This window comes from Ornithinimicrobium tianjinense, from assembly GCF_014636495.1.
Lineage (GTDB): Bacteria > Actinomycetota > Actinomycetes > Actinomycetales > Dermatophilaceae > Ornithinicoccus > Ornithinicoccus tianjinensis.
On sequence record NZ_BMEM01000003.1, the window covers coordinates 271,124 to 294,173 of the forward strand.

21 protein-coding genes are annotated in these 23,050 nt (G+C 72.2%); 17 read left to right on the forward strand and 4 right to left on the reverse strand.

Annotation, left to right across the window (positions count from 1 at the left end; translation table 11 throughout):
• Positions 1–21: 21 nt before the first annotated feature.
• From IEV65_RS11060 to IEV65_RS11075, 4 genes are all read left to right on the forward strand, one after another.
• A complete protein-coding gene (locus IEV65_RS11060; RefSeq protein WP_371870167.1) occupies positions 22–813 on the forward strand; it encodes an ABC transporter ATP-binding protein in 792 nt (263 codons plus the stop codon).
• Entirely contained in the window at positions 810–1,451 is a 642-nt protein-coding gene (locus IEV65_RS11065) for an ABC transporter permease (RefSeq protein ID WP_188430762.1), read from the forward strand. The genes IEV65_RS11060 and IEV65_RS11065 overlap by 4 nt, the downstream gene beginning before the upstream one ends.
• Positions 1,448–2,149, forward strand: coding sequence for an ABC transporter permease (locus IEV65_RS11070; protein WP_188430764.1), 702 nt, complete (start codon positions 1,448–1,450; stop codon positions 2,147–2,149). The genes IEV65_RS11065 and IEV65_RS11070 overlap by 4 nt, the downstream gene beginning before the upstream one ends.
• A 116-nt stretch (positions 2,150–2,265) precedes the next feature.
• Positions 2,266–3,213, forward strand: coding sequence for an ABC transporter substrate-binding protein (locus IEV65_RS11075; RefSeq protein WP_188430766.1), 948 nt, complete (start codon positions 2,266–2,268; stop codon positions 3,211–3,213).
• Between the two features lie 2 nt (positions 3,214–3,215).
• On the opposite strand, the gene IEV65_RS11080 is transcribed toward IEV65_RS11075, so the two are convergent.
• Positions 3,216–4,595, reverse strand: coding sequence for a cryptochrome/photolyase family protein (locus IEV65_RS11080; protein WP_188430768.1), 1,380 nt, complete (start codon positions 4,593–4,595; stop codon positions 3,216–3,218).
• A gap of 10 nt (positions 4,596–4,605) precedes the next feature.
• The gene (locus IEV65_RS11085; RefSeq protein ID WP_188430770.1) at positions 4,606–6,519 is read right to left on the reverse strand and encodes an amylo-alpha-1,6-glucosidase; all 1,914 of its coding nucleotides are present in this window, start codon (positions 6,517–6,519) and stop codon (positions 4,606–4,608) included.
• 142 nt (positions 6,520–6,661) lie between these two features.
• Between IEV65_RS11085 and IEV65_RS11090 the strand changes: the two genes are divergently transcribed.
• From IEV65_RS11090 to IEV65_RS11125, 8 genes are all read left to right on the forward strand, one after another.
• On the forward strand, positions 6,662–7,732 hold the full coding sequence (locus tag IEV65_RS11090; RefSeq protein ID WP_188430772.1) for a LacI family DNA-binding transcriptional regulator: 1,071 nt from the start codon (positions 6,662–6,664) through the stop codon (positions 7,730–7,732).
• Positions 7,733–7,759: 27 nt separating this feature from the next.
• On the forward strand, positions 7,760–9,016 hold the full coding sequence (locus tag IEV65_RS11095) for an extracellular solute-binding protein (RefSeq protein ID WP_188430774.1): 1,257 nt from the start codon (positions 7,760–7,762) through the stop codon (positions 9,014–9,016).
• Positions 9,013–10,152, forward strand: a complete 1,140-nt coding sequence (locus tag IEV65_RS11100) for a carbohydrate ABC transporter permease (protein WP_229735187.1) — start codon at positions 9,013–9,015, stop codon at positions 10,150–10,152. Before IEV65_RS11095 ends, IEV65_RS11100 begins: the two co-directional genes overlap by 4 nt.
• The gene (locus IEV65_RS11105; protein WP_188430776.1) at positions 10,149–11,063 is read left to right on the forward strand and encodes a carbohydrate ABC transporter permease; all 915 of its coding nucleotides are present in this window, start codon (positions 10,149–10,151) and stop codon (positions 11,061–11,063) included. The genes IEV65_RS11100 and IEV65_RS11105 overlap by 4 nt, the downstream gene beginning before the upstream one ends.
• 175 nt (positions 11,064–11,238) lie before the next feature.
• Positions 11,239–12,981: a bifunctional metallophosphatase/5'-nucleotidase gene (locus tag IEV65_RS11110; protein ID WP_188430777.1), complete on the forward strand. Its 1,743-nt coding sequence runs from the start codon at positions 11,239–11,241 to the stop codon at positions 12,979–12,981.
• A 246-nt stretch (positions 12,982–13,227) separates the two neighbouring features.
• On the forward strand, positions 13,228–15,033 hold the full coding sequence (locus IEV65_RS11115; protein ID WP_188430779.1) for a peptidoglycan-binding domain-containing protein: 1,806 nt from the start codon (positions 13,228–13,230) through the stop codon (positions 15,031–15,033).
• A gap of 75 nt (positions 15,034–15,108) precedes the next feature.
• On the forward strand, positions 15,109–16,161 hold the full coding sequence (locus IEV65_RS11120) for an App1 family protein phosphatidate phosphatase (protein ID WP_188430782.1): 1,053 nt from the start codon (positions 15,109–15,111) through the stop codon (positions 16,159–16,161).
• Positions 16,154–17,014, forward strand: coding sequence for an Fpg/Nei family DNA glycosylase (locus tag IEV65_RS11125; RefSeq protein ID WP_188430784.1), 861 nt, complete (start codon positions 16,154–16,156; stop codon positions 17,012–17,014). The genes IEV65_RS11120 and IEV65_RS11125 overlap by 8 nt, the downstream gene beginning before the upstream one ends.
• A gap of 18 nt (positions 17,015–17,032) precedes the next feature.
• Here the strand turns inward: IEV65_RS11125 and IEV65_RS15700 are convergent, their stop codons facing one another.
• Positions 17,033–17,614, reverse strand: a complete 582-nt coding sequence (locus IEV65_RS15700; protein ID WP_229735188.1) for a putative acetyltransferase — start codon at positions 17,612–17,614, stop codon at positions 17,033–17,035.
• Between the two features lie 79 nt (positions 17,615–17,693).
• Positions 17,694–18,023 carry a rhodanese-like domain-containing protein gene (locus IEV65_RS11135; protein ID WP_188430786.1) on the reverse strand — a complete coding sequence of 110 codons (330 nt, stop codon included), beginning with the start codon at positions 18,021–18,023 and terminating at the stop codon, positions 17,694–17,696.
• Positions 18,024–18,160: 137 nt separating this feature from the next.
• Between IEV65_RS11135 and IEV65_RS11140 the strand changes: the two genes are divergently transcribed.
• From IEV65_RS11140 to IEV65_RS11160, 5 genes are read left to right on the forward strand one after another with little or no spacing between them, the layout of a single operon-like run.
• On the forward strand, positions 18,161–18,844 hold the full coding sequence (locus IEV65_RS11140; protein ID WP_188430788.1) for an SAF domain-containing protein: 684 nt from the start codon (positions 18,161–18,163) through the stop codon (positions 18,842–18,844).
• A 7-nt stretch (positions 18,845–18,851) separates the two neighbouring features.
• Positions 18,852–19,748: a CpaE/TadZ family protein gene (locus IEV65_RS11145; protein ID WP_188430790.1), complete on the forward strand. Its 897-nt coding sequence runs from the start codon at positions 18,852–18,854 to the stop codon at positions 19,746–19,748.
• A complete protein-coding gene (locus tag IEV65_RS11150; protein WP_229735189.1) occupies positions 19,745–21,103 on the forward strand; it encodes a TadA family conjugal transfer-associated ATPase in 1,359 nt (452 codons plus the stop codon). Before IEV65_RS11145 ends, IEV65_RS11150 begins: the two co-directional genes overlap by 4 nt.
• Positions 21,104–21,112: 9 nt before the next feature.
• Positions 21,113–22,054: a type II secretion system F family protein gene (locus IEV65_RS11155; RefSeq protein ID WP_188430792.1), complete on the forward strand. Its 942-nt coding sequence runs from the start codon at positions 21,113–21,115 to the stop codon at positions 22,052–22,054.
• Positions 22,054–23,010 carry a type II secretion system F family protein gene (locus tag IEV65_RS11160; RefSeq protein WP_229735191.1) on the forward strand — a complete coding sequence of 319 codons (957 nt, stop codon included), beginning with the start codon at positions 22,054–22,056 and terminating at the stop codon, positions 23,008–23,010. The genes IEV65_RS11155 and IEV65_RS11160 overlap by 1 nt, the downstream gene beginning before the upstream one ends.
• Positions 23,011–23,050 lie beyond the last annotated feature (40 nt).

The window sequence follows — 23,050 nt, forward strand, 5'->3', positions numbered from 1 at the left end:
GCCGCCACTAGGGTTGCGACGGTGATCCGCTTCGACAGCGTGACCAAGCGCTACCCCGACGGGACCGACGCCGTCCGCGACCTGACCTTCGAGGTCCCGCGCGGCGGCATCACGGTGCTCGTCGGCCCCTCCGGCTGCGGCAAGACGACGACGCTCCGCATGGTCAACCGGATGGTCGAGCCCACCTCCGGCACGATCACCATCGACGGCCAGGACATCGCGGCCCGCCCGGCGGCCGAGCTGCGCCGCTCGATCGGCTACGTCATCCAGCACGCGGGCCTCTTCCCCCACCGCACCGTGCTTGCCAACGTGATGACCGTGCCCCGCCTCCTCGGCTGGGACACCGCGCGCGCCCGGACGGCTGCGCTCGAGGCCGTCGAGCGCGTCGGCCTCACGCAGGAGCAGGCGCGGCGCTACCCGAGCCAGCTCTCCGGCGGCCAGCAGCAGCGCGTGGGGGTGGCCCGCGCTCTGGCGAGCGGCCCGGAGCTGGTCCTCATGGACGAGCCGTTCAGCGCGGTCGACCCGCTGGTCCGCGCGGACCTGCAGGAGGAGGTGCGCCGTCTCCAGCGCGACCTCGGCATCACCGTCGTCCTCGTCACCCACGACATCGACGAGGCGCTCACCCTCGGCGACACCGTCGCGGTCATGCGGGACGGCGGCATCGCCCAGCTCGGCACCCCCACCGAGCTGCTGGCCGCCCCGGCCGACGACTTCGTCGAGCGCTTCGTCGGCAGCGTCGTCGCCCGCTACGAGCGCTACCGCGACCTGAGCCAGGCGGCCGAGCAGCACGCCCGAGAGGTGCGGGGCGGGTGATCGGCGGCGTCCCCTGGTCGACGGTCATCGACCTCACCCTGCGCCACCTCTACCTCGCCGGAGTGCCGCTGCTCATCGGTCTGGTCGTCAGCCTGCCGCTCGGCTGGCTCGCCACCCGCGTGCGCTGGCTCGGTCCGCCCCTCGTGGCCGGCACCGGGCTGCTCTACACGATCCCGTCCCTCGCCCTCTTCATCCTGCTGCCCCTCGTCCTGGGCACCAAGGTGCTCTCGGACGTCAACGTGCTCGTGGCCATGACCCTCTACACGGTCGCGCTCCTGACCCGCAGCGTCGCGGACGGCCTCGGCTCGGTCCCCGGTCCGGTCCGCCAGGCCGCCACCGCCATGGGGTATGGCGAGCTCCGTCGGGTGGGCGCGGTCGACCTGCCGCTGGCGGTGCCGGTCATCGCGGCGGGTCTGCGGGTGGCCGCGGTGAGCAACGTCTCGATCGTCTCGATCGCCGCGCTCATCGGGGTGAGCCAGCTCGGCCAGCTGTTCACCGACGGCTTCAACCGCAACGACATGGGCCCGATCCTCGTCGGCATCGGGGCGTGCGTGGTGCTCGCGGTGCTGCTCGACGCGGCGATCGCCGTCGTCGCGCATCTGCTGACGCCCTGGCTGCACCGGAGGGTCCCGGCATGAACGAGACCGTCCGCCTGACCCTCGAGTGGCTCGCCGACCCCGCCAGCTGGACCGGCCCCGGGGGCATCCTCGTCCGCAGCCTCGAGCACCTGCGGCTGTCCTTCGTGTCCCTGCTCGTCGCGGCGCTCGTCGCGGTCCCCGTGGGGCTGTGGGTCGGGCACACCGGCCGGCTGCGCTGGCTGGCGGTCAACCTCGCGGGGGGCGTGCGCGCCATACCGAGCCTGGGCGTGCTCTTCGTCGCGGTGCTCCTCCTCCTGCCCCGACTGCGGGGCGACCTCGCCTTCGAGCTGCCGGCGCTCATCGTGCTGGTCGTCCTGGCGATCCCGCCGATCCTCTCCGGCACCTACGCCGGGGTCGAGGCCACCGACGCCGCGGCCCGCGACGCCGCGCGCGGCATGGGGATGACGGGCGCGCAGGTGCTGCGTCAGGTGGAGATCCCGGGAGCGCTGCCGCTGATCCTGTCGGGTCTGCGCGCGGCGATGCTGCAGATCATCGGCACGGCCACGATCGCGGCCATCGTCGGCCTCGGCGGGCTGGGCCGCTTCCTCATCGACGGCCAGGCGAGCCGGGACTACGCGCAGATGGCCGGCGGCGCGCTGGTCGTGGCCGTGCTGGCGCTGGCGGTCGACCAGCTCCTGGCGCTCGTCGGCCGGTTGGCGGTCTCGCCCGGGCTGCGCCTCGCTGCGCGGGCCCAATGACCGGGCACGCGGCATACCTGGAGCGGGCGGGGTGTTGTCCCTTCGTGCCAGCGCTCGCGACTGTCGGTGGCGCGTGGCACCGTTGGACACCAGAGTCGACCAACCGGAGGAACAGCATGCGTCGCACGTCCGTCCCCGTCCTGAGTCTCGCCCTGGGCGCCGCCCTGACCCTGAGCGCCTGCGGAGGAGGCGGCGACCCGTTGGACGCCGGCAGCCGCTCCGGGTCCCAGGATGCAGGCACCTCCTCCGAGGCGGCAGCCGGCACCGGAGACGGTGAGGTGATCGTCGGGTCGGCCAACTTCCCGGAGAACGTCCTGCTCGCCGAGATCTATGCGGCCGCCCTGGACGACGCGGGGGTCGAGGTCACCAAGCGCCTCAACATCGGCAGCCGGGAGGCCTACATGGCCGGCCTGGAGGACGGCTCGATCAACCTCATCCCGGAGTACACCGGCGGGCTGGCCACCTTCCTCAACCCCGAGATCGACGTGACCTCCTCCGAGGAGGTCCTCGCCGACGCCCAGGCCAACCTGCCCGAGGGGCTGCAGCTGCTCGACATCAGCGCGGCCGAGGACAAGGACAGCCTCGTCGTGACCGGTGAGACCGCCGACGAGCTCGGCCTGACCTCGATCGCCGACCTGAAGGGCAAGGAGGGCGACCTGGTGCTCGGCGGTCCCCCCGAGTTCGAGACCCGGCCCAACGGTGTCGACGGGCTGAAGGAGGTCTACGGCCTGGAGTTCGGCGAGTTCCGCTCGCTGGCGGCCGGCTCCAACCTCACGGTGCAAGCCCTGAAGAACGGCCAGGTGGACGCCGCCAACATCTTCACCACCGACCCGGCGATCCAGGAGAACGGCTTCGTGGTCCTGGAGGACCCCGAGTCCCTCTTCGCAGCCCAGAACGTCGTGCCGCTCATCAGCAGCGACGTGGTCAACCCCGCCGTCGAGGAGGCGCTCAACGCCGTCTCGGCCGCGCTGACGACGGAGAACCTCACCGCGATGATGGTCGAGGTCGTCAGCGAGGGCCAGGACCCGGCGCAGGTGGCGCGGGCGTTCGTCGACGGGATCTGATCTCAGCGCCGGGCGGCGGCGTGCCGGGCCAGGGCCTCACGCCGCTCCTCGGCGTGGTCGACGAGACGCCGTGGGTAGCCGTGCGCGTAGCCGTCCGGGTGGTCCCACGGTCGGTGCGCCGCTGACCCGGCGAGGTGCCGCAGCTCCGGCACCCACCACCGCACGTAGTCGCCGTCGGGGTCGAACCGCTCGCCCTGGGAGACCGGGTTGAGCACCCGGAAGTAAGGCGCCGCGTCGGTGCCGGTGCCGGCGACCCACTGCCAACCGTGGTTGTTCGAGGCGACGTCGCCGTCCACGAGCCGCTCGAGGAACCACCGGGCGCCCACCGGCCACCAGACGTGCAGGTCCTTGGTGAGGAAGCTCGCGGTCACCATCCGCACCCGGTTGTGCATCCAGCCCGTGGCGAGCAGCTGCCGCATGCCGGCGTCGACCATCGGGTAGCCGGTGCGCCCCTGCCGCCAGGCCTCGACCGCGTCCTCGGGCTCCTCGTAGCGCAACGCCGCGAGCTCGGTCCGCAGGTCTCGCCACGCGCTGTCGGGACGGTGGTGCAGCACGTCGGCGTAGAACTCGCGCCACGCCAGCTCGGTGACGTAGCGCTCCGCGCCCTCCCCGGTCTCCCCGGTGAGGTCCGCGAGCAGGGTGCGCGGGTGCAGCGCCCCGATCTTGAGGTATGCCGAGAGCCGGCTGGTCCCCTCGAGCGCCGGTCGGTCCCGGTCGAGGTGGTAGGTCGGCAGGTCCTCCTCGAGGAAGCTCTGCCAGCGGCGCAGGGCCGCCGTCTCGCCCGGCTCGGGCAGCTCGGGCAGGTCGTCGGCGCCCGACGCCTCGTCCAGGAGACGCTCCGCCTCGGGGTCGGAGCGCAGCTCCAGAAGGTCGAGGTGGGAGGGGCGCGGCGCCGGCGCGGGCCAGCCGTGCTCTCGCCAGGCCCGGGAGAAGGGCGTGAACACCTTGTAGGGGTCGCCCGACCCGTTGCGCACCCGTCCCGGACCGACGGCGTAGGGCGTGCCGGTCTCCACCCACCCCGCCCCGCCGTCCGGCAGCGCCGCACGCACGCGCCCGTCCCGGCGCGCGCCATACCCGGTGGTCTCACGGCTGACGTGCACGGAGCTGCCGCCCACCTCCGCGAGCACGGCGGGGACGACCTCCGCAGGGTCGCCGAGGCGCAGGACGAGGCGCCCGTCGAGGTCCCCGTCGAGCGCGCGCAGGCTCGCTGAGAGCCAGGCCCTCCGGACCGGTCCGGCCCCGGCCCAGAGCGCAGGGTCGAGCACGAAGAGCGCGACCGTGCCGGTCGCCCCGGCGGCCTCCTGGGCCGCGAGCAGGGCGGGGTGGTCGCCCACCCGGAGGTCGCGACGCAGCCAGAGCACCGAGGGGGCAGGGGCGGACATGGTGCCCACGCTAGGCGTGAGAGCCCTCCTGCGCAGGTGGCGCGAGCTCGTCCCGCACGGCCGTGAGCACGGCCGCGGACGCCGCCGACCACGCCTGCGGCCGGCACGACGCCGGGTAGGGCACAGGCCTTGAGCCGATGGCGTCCCCCGCGATGAGCTCGGGGAACCGGTGGCCGACCGTGGCCGAGAGGCGCACGAGAGCCGCGCCCACCGTCAGCGCCTCCTCGCGGTGGGCGGTGCGCGCGAGCCCGTGGACGATGATGGCGGTGTCGTGGACCCAGACCGAGCCGGTGTGGTAGCCGGCCGGGTTGTAGGCCGGGTTGTTCGCGGAGAGCGTGGCGATGCCGAACTCGCGCAGCATGTCAGGACGCATCAGCCGCTCCACGACGCGGCCGGTCTCCTCCTCCGAGAGGAGCCCGCTCCCCAGCGCGTGGCCCATGTTGGAGCCCACGCCGTCCACGGGGTGCCCGTCCGCGTCCAGCGCCATCGCCAGGTAGGCGTCCGGGCCCTCGCCCACCCAGAACCGGGCGCGGACCCGCGTGCGGAGCGCGTCGGCCCACGTGCGCCAGTGCTCGCCACCGCTCTCGCCCAGGGCGTCGAGCAGGTCGGCCGCGCCGGACGCGGCCTCGACGGCATACGCCTGCGCCTCCAGCAGCGCGATCGGTGCGGGGGCGATCGAGCCGTCGGCCCGTCGCATGGAGTCGCCCGAGTCCTTCCAGCCCTGGTTGGACAGCCCGGTGCCCGTCATGTCGACGTAGCGCAGGAAGCCGTCATCGGCCTGCCCGCACATCCGCTCCATCCAGCCCAGCGCCGCGTGCATCGCCGGGAGCAGCTCGCGGACCTCGGCCTCCGGGAGCCCCCACCTCCAGCTGTCGTGCAGCAGGACGACCCACAGCGGCGTGGCGTCCACCGTCCCGTAGTAGAGCGGCGGGAGATCCAGCGTCCCGCCGGCGTAGGCCGTGCGGCGCACCTCGTGCAGGATCTTGCCGCGCTCGGCCGCTAGGGCGGGGTCGTCCTCCGAGGCCTGGCGCCGGGCGAGCGCGCGCAGCGTCCCCTGGGCCAGGCGGGTGGTGTAGGGCAGCAGGAACCGGGCCGCCCAGATCGAGTCGCGACCGAACAGGGTCAGGTACCACGGCGAGCCGGCCGCCGCGAAGAGGTCGTCCGGCGCCTCGGGGTCGCGGAGCAGAAGGTGCTGCAGGTCCACGAGGTTGCTGCGCAGCATCCGACGCCAGGTGTCGTCACCGCCGGTCGCGAACTGCTCCAGGTCGAGCAGCGAGGAGCCCGCGTCGGCGTCGAACGCGCTCACGCTCGTTCGCTCAGCGGTGAGGGCGAGAGTGACGGTGGCGCTCGCGCCGGGCTCGACCGTCAACGGCCACGAGAGCACCAGCCCCGGCCCCGCGCCAGCTCTGTCGCGCCCCTCGAGGTCCGGGGCGGGGTCGCACCGCACCGTCGTGCGGTGCCGGGCGTCCGCCCAGCTCAGCGCCCCCGGGTCCGGGTCCAGCAGGGCGGCGCCGCCGTCATCGCGCCCGACCTTGACGGTGGACAGGTCGGCTCCGTCGCCGCCGAGCCGCACCGTGAGCGTCGTGGTCAGCGCCCGCGCGGCCCGGGAGCGGATCGTGAGGGTCTCGGTCAGGCGGTGCCCCACGAGCACCCGCTCCCGGTGGACCTCGACCGTGGGGTCGGGCGTGGGGTCACCGAGGTGCCGGGCCGACCCCCAGAACAGGGACCGGGGGCCGCTCGTGGCGCTGGCCACGGCCACGGCCGGGATGTCGTCGAGCCGCACCTCGAGCAGGGAGAGCACCCGCCGGTCGTCGACGAACCAGCCGGTGCCCGGCGCGCCCATCGAGCCGTCGTGGCTGCTCAACGCGGTCGAGGGTCCGTCCACCGCGATCTCGAGCTCGTGGAGCCACGGTTGCAGGTCCATCAGCGTGCTCCTGTCGTCGACTGGTCTTGACAAGGTCGGAGGGTGGGGCCAATCTACGAGTCGTAGGCGATTTGAACGTTCCAATTTCGGCCCATGGGCCAAGCGAACACCACCTGCCGGTTCTGGTCAACGGAGACGAGGAATGCGAAGCACGAGCGCACGACCCAGGGCGACGATCCGCGACGTCGCCCAGGCTGCCCGAGTCTCGCCGCAGACCGTCTCCAACGTCATCAACGCCCCTGACCGGGTCCGTCCCGACACCCGGACGCGCGTGCTGGCCGAGATCGAGCGGGTGGGCTACCGACCCAGCACGGCGGCCCGTGGGCTGCGGCACCAGCGGGCCGGTGCCGTCGGGATCGAGCTCAACGTGTCCTCCGGGGGCGGGGACGTCGGGGCGCTGCTCGTCGGCCAGCTGACCGTGCGGGCGCCCTCCTACGGCGTCCACCTCGTGCCCTTCGCCGACGACGAGGTCTTCCCCATGGTCGAGGCCTACCGCGACATGGTGCGTCGCCACCTGGTGGACGCCTTCGTCTTCGCCGACACCCACAGCGGTGACCCCCGGCCGGGCTGGCTGCTGGAGCACGAGATCCCGTTCGCGAGCTTCGGCCGCCCCTACAGCCATCCGGAGCTCACCTGCTGGGCCGACGTCGACGGCCACGCGGGCCTGACCCTCGCCGTGGAACACCTCGTGGAGCGCGGCTTCGAGACCGTGGCCTACCTCGGCTGGCCGCTGCACCTGGAGGACCCCGCGGTGGCCGAGGACCGGCATGCGGGGTGGGTGGACGCCACGGCGAGCCTGGGGGTCGGCGGCCCGAGCGGCACGTCCGACCAGGAGCTGGGCGCCGCGGTCCGCGCCGCGGACGCGCTCCTGGACGAGTTGGGTCCGGGGGACGCCGTGGCCTGCGCCTCGGACCTGCTCGCGCTCGGGGTCCTGTATGCCGCCGCGCACCGTGGTCTGGTCGTCGGCACCGACCTGGGGGTGGTCGGTTTCGACGGGTCGCTCCTGGCCCGTCGGCACGGGCTCACGACGGTGGTGCAGCCCTTTCGGGACATCGCGGACAGCCTGCTCGGCATCGTCCGCGACCAGCTGGCCGGACGCCCGTCGCCCCAGGCCGGGCATCTTCTGCGCCCCGCTCTCGCCGCCTCCGCGACCACGGACCGGACCGGCACCAGCACGGCATACCCCCAGATCCCCTCGCTCACCCGTCGGTGACCGCCGACGCCCAAAGAAAGGCACACCATGAAGAACAGCACGAGGATGCTCGCGATCGCCGCAGCCGGAACGCTCGCCCTCACGGCGTGCGGCGGCAGCGGCTTCGAGGAGGAGACCGGCGGCGACGGTGGCGGCGCGAGCCAGCCGCCCGCCTCCGCCGAGGGCCCCGCAGCCCTGCGGATGCTCATCGGCTCCTCGGGTGACGCCGAGACCAACGCGGTGAAGGAGGCTGCCCAGGCGTGGGCGGACGAGACGGGCAACACCGTCGAGGTGACCGTGGCCTCCGACCTCAACCAGGAGCTCGCCCAGGGCTTCGCAGGCGGCAGCCCCGCCGACATCTTCTACCTCGACGCGCAGTCGCTCGCGGACAACGCCAAGGCGGGCAACCTCTACGCCTACGAGGCCGAGAACAACGACGACTTCTACGAGTCCCTCCGCAACTCCTTCACCTACGACGGCAAGCAGTGGTGCGCGCCGAAGGACTTCTCCACCCTGGCGCTCATCATCAACACGGCGATGTGGGAGGAGGCCGGCCTCACCGACGACGACGTGCCCACGACCTACGACGAGCTGGCCGAGGTCGCGGCCACCCTCACCGACGGCGACCGCCCCGGCCTGGTGCTCGGTCCGGGCATCGACCGCGCCGGCGCCTTCGTCGTCGGCAACGGCGGCTGGTGGCTCAACGAGGACGGCACCGAGCCGACCGCCGACACCCCGGAGGTGCTGGCCGGGCTGCAGTACGTCCAGGACCTCATGAAGGAGGGCTCGGCCAAGCTCTCCAGCCAGGTGGACACCGGCTGGGGCGGCGAGGCGTTCGGCACCGAGAAGGGCGCGATGACCGTCGAGGGCAACTGGATCAAGGGTGCGGTCGCCAACGACTACCCGGACCTGGAGTACAAGGCCGTCGAGATGCCGGAAGGCCCGGCCGGTCCGGGCACGCTGCTGTTCACCGTGTGCTGGGGCATCGCCGCCGACTCGCCGAACCAGGCACAGGCGGTCGAGCTGGTCAACCACCTCACGACCCCCGAGCAGCAGATGGCCTTCGCCGAGGCCTTCGGTGTCATGCCGTCCCGCCAGTCCGCCGCGGAGGACTACAAGAACGCCTTCCCCGAGGACGCGGCCTTCATCGCCGGCGGTGAGTACGGGCACGGACCGGTCAACGCACCGGCGATCAAGCCGGTCGTCGACGACCTCAACTCCAAGCTGGAGAACTTCGCCGAGGCCGACCTCAAGGCGGCGCTCGAGTCCTTCGACACCAACGCGATGTCGGTGCTGGGCCAGTGAGATCCGGAGACCCACAGCGCCAGCCGGCTGCGGGCTGGCTGTTCATCGCCCCGATGATCGTCATCCTGGGGCTGTTCCTGGTCGGTCCCATCGTGATGGCGCTGTGGGTCTCCGTCTCCGACTGGACCGGGCGCGGCAGCCCGTTCAGCGGCAACGTCGACTTCGTTGGCCTCAAGCACTACCGGGACATGCTGGCGACGGAGGGCCTGGCGCGGCAGGACTTCATGATCTCGCTGCGAAACACCTTCTACTACGTGCTCGGCGTCGTCCCGGTGCAGACCGTGCTCGCCCTGCTGCTCGCCGTCATCGTCAACCAGAAGTTCCTCAAGGGCCGGACCTTCTTCCGCACCGCCTTCTACTTCCCGTCCGTGGTGAGCTCGGTCGCGATCTCCCTGGTGTTCCTCTTCCTGTTCACCGGCACCGGTGCGGTCAACCGGTTCCTGGGTCTCCTCGGCATCAGCGGCCCGAACTGGTTCGCCGACGCGCGCGGGGTGCTGCACCTGATCGGCGACGGGATCGGCCTGTGGAACATGGGGTCCCCGCCCGCCTTCCTGACCGACACCCGGGTGATGAACCTCTCGCTCTGGGAGTGGTTCTCCGGGCCGTCGGTGGCGATGAGCGCCATCATGCTTCAGGTCGTCTGGACGACGGCCGGGACCTTCATGCTGATGTTCCTCGCGGCGCTCCAGGACCTGCCGGCCGAGGTCGACGAGGCGGCCATGGTGGACGGCGCCAACAAGTGGCAGCGGTTCATGAACGTGACGATCCCGCACCTGCGGCCGACGATCCTGCTCGTGATCACGCTGGGCATCATCGGCACCTGGCAGGTCTTCGACCAGGTCTACGTCATGACCTCCGGCGCGCCGGCGAAGACCACGCTCACGCCCGCCTACCTGAGCTACTCCACGGCCTTCAACCAGCTCAACTTCCCGCGGGGCGCCGCGATGGCCTTCCTGCTGTTCCTGCTCATCTTCGCCCTCACCCAGCTGCAGCGCTGGCTGCTCCGCGACAAGGACGAGGTCGCGAGGCGCCGGGCCGAGCGGCAACAACGACGGCAACGTCGGCAGGGCCGCACCACCACCACCGCCGGCGAGGCCGCGATCGCCCGCACCACGGTCGAGGAGGCCCAGTCATGAGCGACACGACGCCGGTCACGGCCACCACCCGCCCGCCGGCGCAGGCGCGGCATACCGAAGCCTCTGCGAAGGCCGTGGGCGAACGCGACACCCCGGTGAAGAAGATCCTCATCTACGGGGCGTTGATCATCTTCGCGATCATCTACATCTACCCCTTCATCATCCAGCTGGTCACGGCCTTCAAGACCGACGGGGACGCGGTCGGCAACCCGCTCTCGCTCGTCCCCGACCCGTTCAGCACGGCGGCCTGGGAGAGGCTGCGCGAGACCCAGTTCCCGCGCTGGTTCCTCAACTCGGTGGTGGTGACGCTGATCGTCACCGTCTCCCGCGTGCTGTTCTGCTCGATGGCGGGGTATGCCCTGGCTCGCCTGAAGTTCTTCGGCCGCGACGCCGTGTTCACCGCGCTGCTGGCCGTCATGTCGGTGCCGGCGATCGTCCTGCTGATCCCCAAGTTCCTGGTGATCAACTACCTGGGCATCTACAACTCCTACCCGGCGCTCTTCGTGCCGCTCATGGTCGACGCCGCCGGCGTCTTCATCATGAAGCAGTTCTTCGAGCAGATCCCGCCCTCAATCGAGGAGGCCGCGCGCATCGACGGGGCCGGTCCGTTCCGGACGTTCTGGTCGGTCGTGCTGCCGATGGCCAGGCCGGCGCTGATCACCATCACGATCCTGTCCTTCCAGGGGTCGTGGAACGAGCTCGGCCATTTCATCATCGCCACCAACGACCAGGACCTCTACACCCTGACCCGCGGCGTGGCCGGGCTGACGAGCGGCGGCCTGGGTGCGGGGCGGCAGTTCCCGATCACGATGATGGCCGGCCTGCTGATGACCATCCCCACCGCACTGGTGTTCATCATCTTCCAGCGCTACTTCACCCAGGGCGCGAACGTCGGAGCCGAGAAGGGCTGACCGGACCGGATCGGGCCGTCCGCACGCCGGCCAGGCGAACTGTCGGTGAACCTCCGGTGTGCGGACGCCGTCCCGGGCCCCGCGCGTGCGTACTTCGCGGTAGCGTGCGATCTGTCCCCCGTGATCTCGCTGCTCTGGCAGTGACGAGCCGGCAGTTACGAAGGAGTAGTCACCCATGAAGCGCACCCTCGGTCTCGCGCTCGTGGCCGCCACCGCGACCTCGCTGGTCGCAACGGCAGCCGTCGCCGCGCCGAAGACCCTCACGACCCACGACGGCACCACTGCGCAGGGGCAGGGGCTCGCCAAGGGCAAGGGCAAGGCCCAGGGCCCGACCCTGGACCTGCAGATCCTGCACACCAGCGACTTCCACGGTCACCTCGAGCCGTCCAACGGCTTCGGCGGCGCCGCCTACCTGGCCGGTCTCGTGGACCAGCTGCGCACGGCCAACTCCGTGACGCTCGCCTCGGGCGACATCATCGGCGGGTCCACCTTCGAGTCCGGCCTCTTCCAGGACGAGCCCACGATCGAGGTCATGAACGCCCTCGGCCTGGACAGCTCCTCGGTGGGCAACCACGAGTTCGACGAGGGCTTCGCCGAGCTGCAACGCATCATCGAGGGCGGCAACCACCCCGAGCTCGGCCAGTTCGGCGACCAGCCCTACGCCGGGACCGACTTCTCCTACCTCGGCGCCAACGTGGTCTACAAGGACTCCGGTGAGGCCGCGCTGCCGCCCTACGAGGTGCACAACGTCCGCGGCGTCAAGGTCGGCGTCATCGGCATCGTCACCAGCGACACCCCGATCCTCGTCTCGCCGAGCGGCATCGCCGACCTCCAGTTCCTCGACGAGGCCGAGACGATCAACCGCTACGCCGAGGAGCTGGTCGGCCAGGGCGTCGAGGTCATCACCGTCGCCATGCACGAGGGCGGCTACGACGAGGGTCTCTACCCCAATCCGATCGACCCGACTGACGTCAACGTCGGCTGCGACACCCTCAGCGGCCCGATCCTGGACATCAACGCTGGCGTCAGCGCCGAGGTCGACGTCCTGATGACCGGCCACACGCACAACGCCTACGTGTGCCAGCTGCCCGACCCCGACGGCGTCAACCGTCTGGTGACCTCGGCCGGCGACTGGGGCCGCGTCCTCACCGAGCTCAACCTCACGATCGACCGGCGCACGGGCGACGTGGTGCGCGATGCCTCGAGCGCGACCAACCACGTCGTCATGGCGGACGCGACGGCGGCCGTGAACGCCGAGGTCGCCGGCATCGTCGACTACTGGGTGGCGCAGGCCGACATCGTCGCTGGGCAGGTGGTCGGCTCGGTCACCGCGGACATCACCGGAGACTCCTCCGGCAACCGCGGGATCGAGACCCCGATGGCCGACCTGGTTGCGGACTCCATCCTGTGGGGCACGCAGGATGCCGGCGCGCAGATCTCGTTCATGAACGTCGGCGGCGTCCGCGACTCGTTCTACTACGACGAGATCACCGCGGGCGAGCAGCCCGGTGAGATCACCTACTCCGAGGCGTATGCCGTGGCCCCCTTCGGCAACCTCCTCGTCACGCTGGACCTGACCGGCGCCGACATCGAGGCGATCCTCAACCAGCAGTACAACGAGACCCGCTCGCGCAAGATGCTGGCGCTGGGTGTCTCCGAGGGCTTCACCTACAGCTGGGACGCGACGACCAACTCGGTCGTCCCCGGCTCGATGATGCTCAACGGCGTGGCGATCGACCCGGCCGCGACCTACAAGGTGTCGACGCTGAGCTTCCTGGCCGAGGGCGGTGACGCGTTCACCGCGTTCACCAACGCCACCGCGGTGGTCGGCGGTCCCGAGGACCTCGCGAACCTGGTCAACTACCTGCGCGCCCACTCCCCGGTCTCGCCCCCCGCGGACCGCGTGACCGGTCTCTGACCGACCCGCTGCACGCACGACGGGCCGTCTCCCCCACGGGGAGGCGGCCCGTCCGCGTGCCGGTCCGGACGATGCCTGAGGGACCGGTGTGACAAGTGTGACCTCGCGTCGCCGATCGTTCACCTCGCGTTGCAGATTTGTCCTCGCGAGGTCTGGTCAGGGGGGTGCTCCACGGCATACGGTTGACGAGCGGCTCGCTCAGCGCGGGCCGCGTGACGTTGGGCCGGCAGGACGGATGAGGGAAGCATGCAGAGGGGAAGGCACCGCCGCACCCGCGGGGCGCACCGCGTCGTCACGACACCGCTCGCGATGACCGTGGTGGTCAGCGGCGCGGTCGTGCTCAGCGGGGGCGCCGCGCAGGCGGACGAGCCCGGCACGACCGACGAGGGCCAGGGGCAGCGGTCGACCCAGGTCGCCCCACCGGCCTCCACGGTCCCGCTCACGGGCATCGCCTCCAACGGGGCCGGCACCGGCACGGCCGCCTTCCTCCCCGTCCCCGCCGACCCCGCGGTCGTCCCCGACCCGCCCGTCAACGACCAGCTCCCGCTCGAGGTGGACGAGAAGGCGCCCTTCGCGCAGCAGATCTCCTGCGACCCCGTGGACCGCCCCGGCGTCACGGCGTTCGCCCTGCTGATCTCCGACCACTACGACCGCCCGACCTGGTTCGGCGCCCGCCCCTGCATCGACTACGCCTCCTTCCACCACGACGGGCGCGCCCTCGACTGGCCGCTCGCGGCGTGGGACACCGAGGACCGGATGATCGCCGACTCGGTGCTGGCCTGGCTCACCGCCGACGACGGTGAGATGGCCAAGCGGTTCGGTCTCGAGTACGTCATCTGGAACGGCCTCATCTACTACGTCGACGGGCGCGGCTGGCAGTTCTACACCGGCAATCCGCACACCGACCACATCCACTTCTCGTTCAGCTGGGACGGCGCGCTCATGCGCACCTCGTGGTGGACCGGGGTCGCCGTGACCGAGCCCGACCTCGGCCCGTGCGACGTCACCCCCTTCGCGTATGCCGCGATCCACCAGTTCCCGCGCCTGACCGCCTGCGACGCCAGCGTCCTCGTCGCCAGCCCCGACACCGGTCTCAGCCGGGTCCGGCCGGGTGAGTCCGGGGGCGGCGTCGGGATGCTGCAGACGATGCTCGGCCTGGAGCCGACCGGCGTGCTCGACGACGCCACCCGTCGGGCCCTGATGGCCTGGCAGGAGGAGCACAAGATCCCCGAGACCGGGGTCGCCGACGCGTTGACGTATGCCGCCGCCGAGGGCTGGGAGGTGGGCGAGCTGCCCCCCAGCGCGCTCGCGGTCTTCCCCGAGCCGTGGCAGACCACGGAGTTCACCGCCCTGCGCCGCACCACGCTGACCCAGGGTGACACCGGCGAGGCCGTGGAGCTCATGCAGGTCGCGCTCGGCGCCGAGCCGGACGGCTCCTTTGGCCCCAAGACGGCCAAGGCGCTGCGCGCGTGGGAGAAGACGATCCCCGAGCTGCAGGTGCAGGCCGTGCGCCGCGGCGACGGCCCGGCCGTCGTCACGCCGCTGACCTGGGTGTTCCTCGAGCGGTCGGTCTACCCGACGATCGCCGTGCGCGACGTCGAGCTCTCCATCGGCAGCCTCGACCAGGTCGCCGACGAGGCCGGCGTCCTGCAGCAGCGGGCGATCACCGAGGGTCGGGCCGACAGCCCCTACGCCGGCGGCGCCGTCACGCTGCTCCAGCGTCTGCTGGGCGTCGACGCCGACGGCAGCTTCGGCCCGCGGACCGAGAAGGCCGTCAAAGCGGTCCAGGAGGCGGCCGAGCTGGAGCCGACCGGCACCGTCGACGGTCCGACCTGGGTCGCCGTGGAGCAGGCCGCCCTCAAGGCCGGGCGCCTGGACGGTTCCCCCGGCGCCGTGGCCAAGGCCGCCGCCGAGAAGAAGGCGAAGCAGGAGGCCGCGGAGAAGAAGGCCGAGCGCGAGGCGAAGGAGAAGGCGAAGCGGCAGCGTGAGGCCCAGGAGCGTGCCGAGCGCGCGGCCGTCCGGGCGCGTGACCTGGCGGCGGCAGCGGGCTGACCCCCGGCCGACCGACCACCGAGCGACGCACGCCATACCCTGCCCTTGTCCGCAGCTCTCGCTAGGGTGACCCCCATGGCTCGTCCCCACATCGCGGCGCAGCTCGAGGACACCGTGCGCCGCCGGGTCGGCGCGCGGCTGCGGCGACGGGGCTGGCACGAGCGCCTCCACGGCTACACCGGCTACGGCACGACGGAGCGCGCCCGCGTCTTCGGCCGGGTCACGCTCTCGCGGGTGGAGCCCGAGGAGCGGCGCACCGCCCTGACGCACGCGCACGACTCCCTGCTCGACATCGCCCAGCGCGGCTTCCAGGTCTTCCTCACCGCCCCGGCCGTCGGCGTGCAGGTGCAGGTGCGGGTCGGGCACGCGGTCGCCGAGACGACCACCGACCGCGGCGGCTACCTCGACGTGGAGCTGCACGGTCACGGGCTGACCCCCGGCTGGGGCGAGGCGACGCTGGAGCTGCCCAACGGCGACTCGCTCACCGAGTCGGTGCTCATCGTCGACCCGGACGTGCAGGTCGGGCTGGTCAGCGACATCGACGACACGGTCATGGTCACCCACCTGCCCCGCATCCTCATCGCCGGCTGGAACACCTTCCTGCGCTCCGAGGTCGTGCGCGAGGAGGTGCCCGGCATGGCGGCGATGTACCGCTCGCTGCTCGCCGCCGAGCCGCGCATGCCGGTGTTCTACCTCTCCACGGGCGCCTGGAACGTCGCGCCCTCGCTCACCCGCTTCCTGCGCAGGCACGAGTACCCTCTCGGCCCGATGCTGCTCACCGACTGGGGGCCGACCAACACCGGGTGGTTCCGCTCGGGCCAGGAGCACAAGGAGCGCGAGCTGCGCCGCCTCGTGGACATGTTCCCGAAGGTGCGCTGGGTCCTGGTCGGCGACGACGGCCAGCACGACCCGGTGATCTACGGCGAGTTCGCCGAGGAGCACCCCGAGTCGGTCGAGGCGATCTGCATCCGCGAGCTGACGCCGGCCGAGCAGGTCCTCTCCAGCGGTCTGCCGCTCGCCACCGACGAGCTGCTGGGCAAGCGGGTGCCCGTGCCGATGCTCAAGGCGCCGAACGGTTTCGGGCTGCACCAGCTCCTCGTCGGCTCCCGGGGTGAGGACCATGCCTGAGCTGCCCGAGGTCCAGGCGCTCGTCGACTTCCTGGCCGACCGGATGCTCGGCCGCGTCGTCACCGACGTCGAGCTCGGCTCCATCGCGGTGCTGAAGACCTTCGACCCGCCGCCGGACGCGCTCGTGGGCGGCCCGGTCGACGGGGTGCGCCGGCACGGCAAGTTCGTGGACGTCGACGTCGACGGCACGCACCTGGTCTTCCACCTCGCCCGGGCGGGCTGGCTGCGCTGGTATGACGAGGTGCCGGGCACGCGCGTCCGTCCCGGCAAGTCGCCGATCGCCCTGCGGGTGCGGCTCGACGACGGCTCGGGCTTCGACCTGACCGAGGCGGGCACCAAGAAGGGGCTCGCGGCGTATGTCGTGCGCGACCCCGCGGACGTCAAGGGCATCGCCACCCTGGGGCCGGACCCGATGGCCGAGGACTTCGCGCTCGCGGATCTGGCCGCGATCCTCGAGGGGCGGCGCACCCAGGTCAAGGGCCTGCTGCGCGACCAGTCGGTCCTCGCCGGGGTGGGCAACGCCTACTCCGACGAGGTGCTGCACGCGGCCCGGCTGTCGCCGTTCGCGCTGGCGGGGTCGCTGTCGGAGGAGGAGGTGCAGCGGCTCTACGAGGCCCTGCGGACGACGCTGACCGCGGCCGTCCTGGCCGCCGAGGGCAAGCCGGCCGCCGAGCTCAAGGACGCCAAGCGGGCCGGCATGAACGTCCACGGCCGCACCGGCGAGGCCTGCCCCGTCTGCGGCGACACGGTGCGTGAGGTCTCCTTCGCCGACTCCTCGCTGCAGTACTGCCCGACCTGCCAGACCGGCGGCAAGCTGCTGGCCGACCGCCGGATGAGCCGCCTGCTCAGGTAGGGACCGACCCCCCCCGGCTCAGGACGGGGGAGTGAAGACCCTGGCCTGCCACCCGAAGACCCGGGCCGCGTCGACGATCTCGAGCCGGGCGTCCGTCAGGTGCACCTCGGCGGTGCCGACCCGGCGCCCGAGGCGACGTTCGATCTCCTGGTGCGCGGCGGCATACCCCTCCGGGCTCGGCGTCAGGGCGCCGAGCGCGGGGGCCGCGAGGACGAGCGGCGCCCAGCGCTCGAGGCCGTGGTCGCGCAGCAGCTCGGACGCCCGGTCGGAGTCGTCGAGGAGGACGACGGCCAGGCCCTCGCCGATCAGCTCGCCGACGAGCCGCACGGAGGGCTCGGTCAGCGCGCAGTCGAGACTCAGGACGGCCACGTGGGCGCGACGCAGGAAGGCCGCGACCCGCCAGGCCCGGGGCGGGGTCGGCGGGACCACCTTGGCCAGCAGCACGTCCGCGAGGTCGACGGTGACCGGCCCGCGACGGGTGCGGACGGTGACCGAGGTGGAGTCCGTCGCGGCGAGCTCCCCGAGGGAGTCGGTGGCCTGCTCGCCGCCCGGGAGCAGATGACGCAGCACGACCCGGGTCCCGAGGGGGACCCCGATCAACCGCGATGCACCTCTATCCGTCATTCTTCCGTTATCCCTAGAAAGCGCGAGACATCGTGATCGCCACCTGATGCAACGATCAGAGGACGCGCGGTGCCTGGCCGTCCTCGCTCGTCATCGGCTTGCCGGCGGCCTCCCACGCCTTCATGCCGCCCTCGACGTTCACGACGTCGAAGCCCTGCTGCACCAGCCACTGCACGGCCCGCCCGGAGCGGCCGCCGCTGCGGCAGATGATCGGGAGCGACCGGTCGGTGCTCGGCAGCTCGTCCACGCGCGCCGGGATGTCCCCCAGGGGAAGGTGCAGCGCGCCCTCGGCGTGCCCCGCGGCCCACTCGTCGGGCTCACGGCAGTCGACGACCAGCGCGTCATCGGGCAGGTCGGTCACGGCGATGCTGGGGATCTGGTTCATGCCGTCATCCTGCCAGCCGAACCCGGGCGACGCCTGTGCTGTTTCGGCGTCCACCGGGTCAGCGGGTACTGTGAGGTCCGCCCTGAATCTTTGATCGGTGACTCCGGGCTGTCCCGGAGGGGGAGACACACGCCACGATGAGCTCATCAGCCACGCGCTCCGCCGCGCCCACCCGCCTGCCGTCCCGCGCCCGCGACAAGCGGCCAGCGCTGGCGGTCCTCGCGCTCCTGCTCGTCCTGCTGGGCGCCCTGGGCAGCGCGCTGATCGTCTTCCGCTCCAGCGAGCGGACCGAGGTCCTCATGGCGGCCCGGCCGCTGGAGCAGGGCCAGGTCCTGACCGCCGAGGACTTCCGGGTCGTGGAGATGGCCTGGGACGACGCCGACACCCAGCTCATCGGCGCCACCGCCCTCGACAACTTCGTGGGCGCGTCGGCGCTGACGCACATCCCCGCCAACACCGTCCTGGCGCCGCAGATGTTCACGGCGAGCGCGATGGCACCGGAGGGCGCCACCCAGGTCGGTGTCGTCGTGCCGTCGGCCGGCCGACCCTCCGAGGGCTTCAGGGTCAACGACATCGTGCGGGTCTTCCAGGTGCCCGACCAGGCCGCGATCGGCGGCGGGGGCGCGACCGAGGAGCTGGTCGAGGCGGCCAAGGTCGTCCACGTCGGAGAGGCCAGCACCACCACCGACATGGTCCACGTGACCCTGCTCGTGCCCGACGCCGACGCGGCCGCGGTGATCGCCGCGAGCTCGACCGGCACCGCCGCGCTCTCGGTCCTGCCGGCCGACACCGCGCCGGTGGTCGACTGGCGCACCCAGTGAGGTCGTCGTGGCTCTGATCAGCTTCTTCAGCGCCAAGGGCGCGCCGGGGGTCACGAGCACCGCGATGCTGACCGCCGCCCTCTGGCCGCGCCAGACGCTCCTCGTCGACGCCGACGGCACCGGCGGCGACCTCCAGATGCGGCTGCCCAACGAGGTCGGCACCGCCCTGACCCAGCACCCCGGGCTGCTCACCCTGCTGCCGCTGGCCCGCCACGGGCTCGCCCCGGGCGTGGTCCTCGACCACAGCCAGGTCCTCCACGGCGGACAGCGCCTGCTCGTCGGCCTGGAGACCCCCGAGCAGTCCGACGCCGCGGGGGCCCTGTGGCCGACCCTCGCGCGTGCCTTCCGCGAGCTGCCCGGGTATGACGTGATCGTGGACGCGGGCGCGCTCTCGCTCCGCTCCGGCCAGCTGGGCCTGGTGCAGCGCGGCGACCTCGCGGTCGGTGTGGTGCGGGCCAACCCCGCGAGCGTGATGCACATGCGCCAGCGCATCGCCTCGCTGCACGACACCTTCCGCGCTCTCGGGGCCGACGCCCCGCGACTGGGCGTGGTGTGCGTCGAGGACGTCCAGCGCCAGGGCGAGGCCAGCTCGGCCGTCGCCACGATCCGGGCGGAGGTGCCGGACGTGCTCGACCTGGGTCAGGTGGCCCTCGACGCCCGGTCCGAGCGGATGTTCCACGGCGACCCGGTGTCCCGCCCGGAGCGCACCATGCTCGTCCGCTCCGGCCGCACCCTCGTGGAGCGGCTGCTCGCGGCGGTCGGGCCCGACCTCTCCCCGCCCGCCGGAGCGCCGGTGAGCGACCTGCCCGAGCCCGCGTCGGACCTCGAGACCGTGCCGCCGTCCCGGCGCGCGGCCCGCCCGCCGATCCCCGACGCGCCGAAGAAGAGGAGGTGGCGCCGGTGAGCCTGCCCGCGCCCAGCGTCCTGCCCGCCGGCACCCCCGCCGAGCTGGCCGCCACCAACAACCTCGTCCGCACCCTGCGCGCGCAGGTCGCCGACCGCCTCAACCAGCAGCGCCGTCGCGACGAGGTCGCCGGCCGCACGCCGATGACCAGCGAGGACGAGCGGCACTTCGCCCGCTCGCTCATCGTCCAGGTGCTCGAGGACCACGCGACCCTGCAGATCAGCGAGGGCCTCGTGCCGCCGACCGCCGAGGAGGAGGAGCGGGTGGCCTCGGCCATCCACGCCGCGCTCTTCGGTGTCGGCCGCCTCCAGCCGCTCCTGGAGGACCGCGACGTCGAGAACATCGACATCAACGGCTGCGACCGCGTGTTCGTCGGCTACGCCGACGGCCGTGAGGAGCTGGCCCCGCCGGTCGCGGACAGCGACGAGGAGCTCATCGAGCTCATCCAGATCCTCGCCGCCAACGTCGGTCTGACCTCGCGCCCGTTCGACTCGGCCAACCCGCAGCTGGACCTGCGCCTGCCCGACGGTTCGCGTCTCTCGGCGGTGATGGGCGTGTGCCAGCGACCGAGCCTGTCGATCCGTCGCGCGCGCCTGGGCCAGGTCAGCCTCGAGGACCTGCTCGCGACCAACACCTTCACCGAGGACGTCATGCGCTTCCTCCGGGCGGCGGTCGCGGCGCGCAAGAACATCATGATCGCCGGGGCCACCAACTCCGGCAAGACCACGATGCTGCGCGCGATGGCGGCCGAGATCCCGCCGCACGAGCGGCTCATCACCGTCGAGCGTGCCCTGGAGCTGGGGCTGGACAAGTTCGAGGACCAGCACCCCAACGTCGTGGCCTTCGAGGAGCGCCTGCCCAACTCCGAGGGCGTCGGCCAGGTGACGATGGCCGAGCTGGTCCGCCGCAGCCTGCGCATGAACCCCTCGCGCGTCATCGTCGGCGAGGTGCTCGGCGACGAGATCGTCACCATGCTCAACGCGATGAGCCAGGGCAACGACGGCTCGCTGTCGACGATCCACGCCAACTCCTCGATGGAGGTCTTCAACCGCATCGCGACCTACGCGCTGCAGGCGGAGGAGAACCTCCCGGTCGAGGCGACCCACATGCTCATCGCCGGCGCGATCAACTTCGTCGTCTTCATGCGCAAGAAGAACGACCACGCCACCGGGGGCGGTCTGGCCCGTGGCGTGCAGTCGATCCGCGAGGTCACCGGCATCGACGGCAGGGTCCTCTCCTCGGAGATCTTCGCGGCGGGGCCGGACGGCTTCGCCCGCGCCAAGGCCCCGATCGAGTGCATCGAGGACCTGGTGCCGCACGGCTACACCCCCTCGGCGCTCTCCCGCTGGGACTGAGGGGCAGGTATGGCGCAGCTCACCTCGCTCCTGCTCCCGATGCTCACCGGCGCGCTCGTCGGTCTGGGTCTGTATGTCGCGGTCCTCGCCGTCGTCGGTCTGCCCGAGCGCGACCTCGCCACGCCGAGCCGCTTCCGCAACCTCACGCTGCGCGGCGTCAGCACGCGTGTGGTCGTGGGCGTCGTGGCCGGCCTGCTCACGCTGCTGCTCACCCGCTGGGTGGTCGCCGCGGTCGGCATCGGTCTGCTCGCGGCCCTGTGGGACCAGCTCACCGGCGACGCCCGCGGGGAGACCCAGGGCATCGCCAAGCTGGACGGCCTCGCGACCTGGACGGAGTCGCTGCGCGACACGATCGCCGGTGCTGTGGGTCTCGAGCAGGCCATCCCGGCCACCGCCGTCAACGCCAACCCGGCGATCCGGTCCTCGCTCAACCTGCTGGTCGACCGGCTGCGCATCCGGGAGCCCCTGCCGGAGGCGCTCATCCACTTCGCCGAGGACCTCGACGACCCGTCGGCCGACGTCATCTGCGCCGCGCTCGTGCTCAACGCCCGGCTGCGCGGGCCGGGCCTGCGCGACGTGCTGGGCGCGCTGGCCCAGTCCACGCGCGACGAGCTGGACATGCGGCGCCGGATCTCGGCGAGCCGCCGCTCGATCCGGCGCTCGGTGAAGATCATCGTCATCATCGTGCTGGCCGTCATGGGCGGCCTGGCGATCTTCAACGACGTCTACGTCGAGCCCTACACCTCCTGGACGGGGCAGCTGGTGCTCATCGTCGTCGCCCTGCTCTTCGCCGGTGGTCTGCTGTGGATGCGCCGGCTGGCCGAGCCGCAGAAGCTCAGCCGCTTCCTCGTCGTCGACCGCCGCTCCCGGGAGCGTGACCTCGACGAGGCGCTCGAGGAGACCCGTCGCGAGGTCGAGGGCCGCGCGGCGGCCCGGTCGGGGGGTGCGTGATGAGCGCCATGCTGTGGCCGATGCTCAGCGGCGCGGTCGCCGGGCTGGGCCTCTACCTCTTCGTGCGGGTGCTGATGCGCCCGCGCCCCGGTGTGGCCTCGCTCGTCGCGCGGATCGACGCCGGGTCCCGCTCCATGCAGACCCGCACGGTCTCCGACTACGACAGCTCGTTCTCCGACATGAGCGAGCGCGGCCGCGGTCTGATGGTCGCCCTGGCCGACCGGATGGAGGTGATGGCGGCCCAGCGCGGGTGGGAGCTGCACCGTCAGCGCGCGGACCTGGCGATCCTCAACCGCAGCGTCGGGGCGATGCTGGCGACCAAGATCGTGGGTGGGCTGATCCTGATGCTCACCGCCCCGCTCGTCTGGGGCGCGCTGCGGATCGGCGGGCTGGACATCGATCCCACGGTCCCTCTGGCCGTCGCGCTCCTGCTCGGCCTGCTCGGCTTCTTCCTGCCTGACCTGTCGCTGCGCTCCGAGGCCGAGGTGCGCCGGCGCGAGTTCCGGCGCACCGTCGGCATCTTCCTCGACCTCGTCTCGATGAACCTCGCCGGCGGCCGCGGCCTGCCGGAGGCCCTGCTGGCCGCCTCCTCGGTGAGCGACCACTGGTCCGTGGTGCGGATCCGTCAGACCTTGGCCAACGCCCGGCTCTTCGGCACCACCCCGTGGGAGGCGCTGGGCCGCCTGGGCAAGGAGATCGGCCTCGAGGAGCTCGAGAGCCTGGCCGGGACCCTGATCCTCGCGGCCGACGACGGGGCCAAGATCCGCCAGTCGCTCTCGTCTCGCGCCACCACGATGCGCCGCAAGCAGCTGTCCGAGGCCGAGGGTGACGAGGGGGAGCGCTCGCAGTCGATGCTCGTCGCCCAGATGCTGCTGGTCGTGGCCTTCCTGGTCTACCTGGCCTATCCGGCGCTGATGGCGCTGATGGGCGAGCAGGCGATGGGACCGGGCAGCTGAGCCGCCGCCGGTTAGCCGATCCGGGCCGAGGTGTGGCACC

What these genes read in the sequence shown, in the direction of transcription:
- IEV65_RS11070 (WP_188430764.1), top strand. Translation starts at nt 1,448, where the DNA reads ATGAACGAGACCGTCCGCCTGACCCTCGAGTGGCTCGCCGACCCCGCC.
- IEV65_RS11075 (WP_188430766.1), top strand. Translation starts at nt 2,266, where the DNA reads ATGCGTCGCACGTCCGTCCCCGTCCTGAGTCTCGCCCTGGGCGCCGCC.
- IEV65_RS11080 (WP_188430768.1), bottom strand. Translation starts at nt 4,595, where the DNA reads ATGTCCGCCCCTGCCCCCTCGGTGCTCTGGCTGCGTCGCGACCTCCGG.
- IEV65_RS11085 (WP_188430770.1), bottom strand. Translation starts at nt 6,519, where the DNA reads ATGGACCTGCAACCGTGGCTCCACGAGCTCGAGATCGCGGTGGACGGA.
- IEV65_RS11090 (WP_188430772.1), top strand. Translation starts at nt 6,662, where the DNA reads ATGCGAAGCACGAGCGCACGACCCAGGGCGACGATCCGCGACGTCGCC.
- IEV65_RS11095 (WP_188430774.1), top strand. Translation starts at nt 7,760, where the DNA reads ATGAAGAACAGCACGAGGATGCTCGCGATCGCCGCAGCCGGAACGCTC.
- IEV65_RS11105 (WP_188430776.1), top strand. Translation starts at nt 10,149, where the DNA reads ATGAGCGACACGACGCCGGTCACGGCCACCACCCGCCCGCCGGCGCAG.
- IEV65_RS11110 (WP_188430777.1), top strand. Translation starts at nt 11,239, where the DNA reads ATGAAGCGCACCCTCGGTCTCGCGCTCGTGGCCGCCACCGCGACCTCG.
- IEV65_RS11115 (WP_188430779.1), top strand. Translation starts at nt 13,228, where the DNA reads ATGCAGAGGGGAAGGCACCGCCGCACCCGCGGGGCGCACCGCGTCGTC.
- IEV65_RS11120 (WP_188430782.1), top strand. Translation starts at nt 15,109, where the DNA reads ATGGCTCGTCCCCACATCGCGGCGCAGCTCGAGGACACCGTGCGCCGC.
- IEV65_RS11125 (WP_188430784.1), top strand. Translation starts at nt 16,154, where the DNA reads ATGCCTGAGCTGCCCGAGGTCCAGGCGCTCGTCGACTTCCTGGCCGAC.
- IEV65_RS11135 (WP_188430786.1), bottom strand. Translation starts at nt 18,023, where the DNA reads ATGAACCAGATCCCCAGCATCGCCGTGACCGACCTGCCCGATGACGCG.
- IEV65_RS11140 (WP_188430788.1), top strand. Translation starts at nt 18,161, where the DNA reads ATGAGCTCATCAGCCACGCGCTCCGCCGCGCCCACCCGCCTGCCGTCC.
- IEV65_RS11155 (WP_188430792.1), top strand. Translation starts at nt 21,113, where the DNA reads ATGGCGCAGCTCACCTCGCTCCTGCTCCCGATGCTCACCGGCGCGCTC.
- IEV65_RS11160 (WP_229735191.1), top strand. Translation starts at nt 22,054, where the DNA reads ATGAGCGCCATGCTGTGGCCGATGCTCAGCGGCGCGGTCGCCGGGCTG.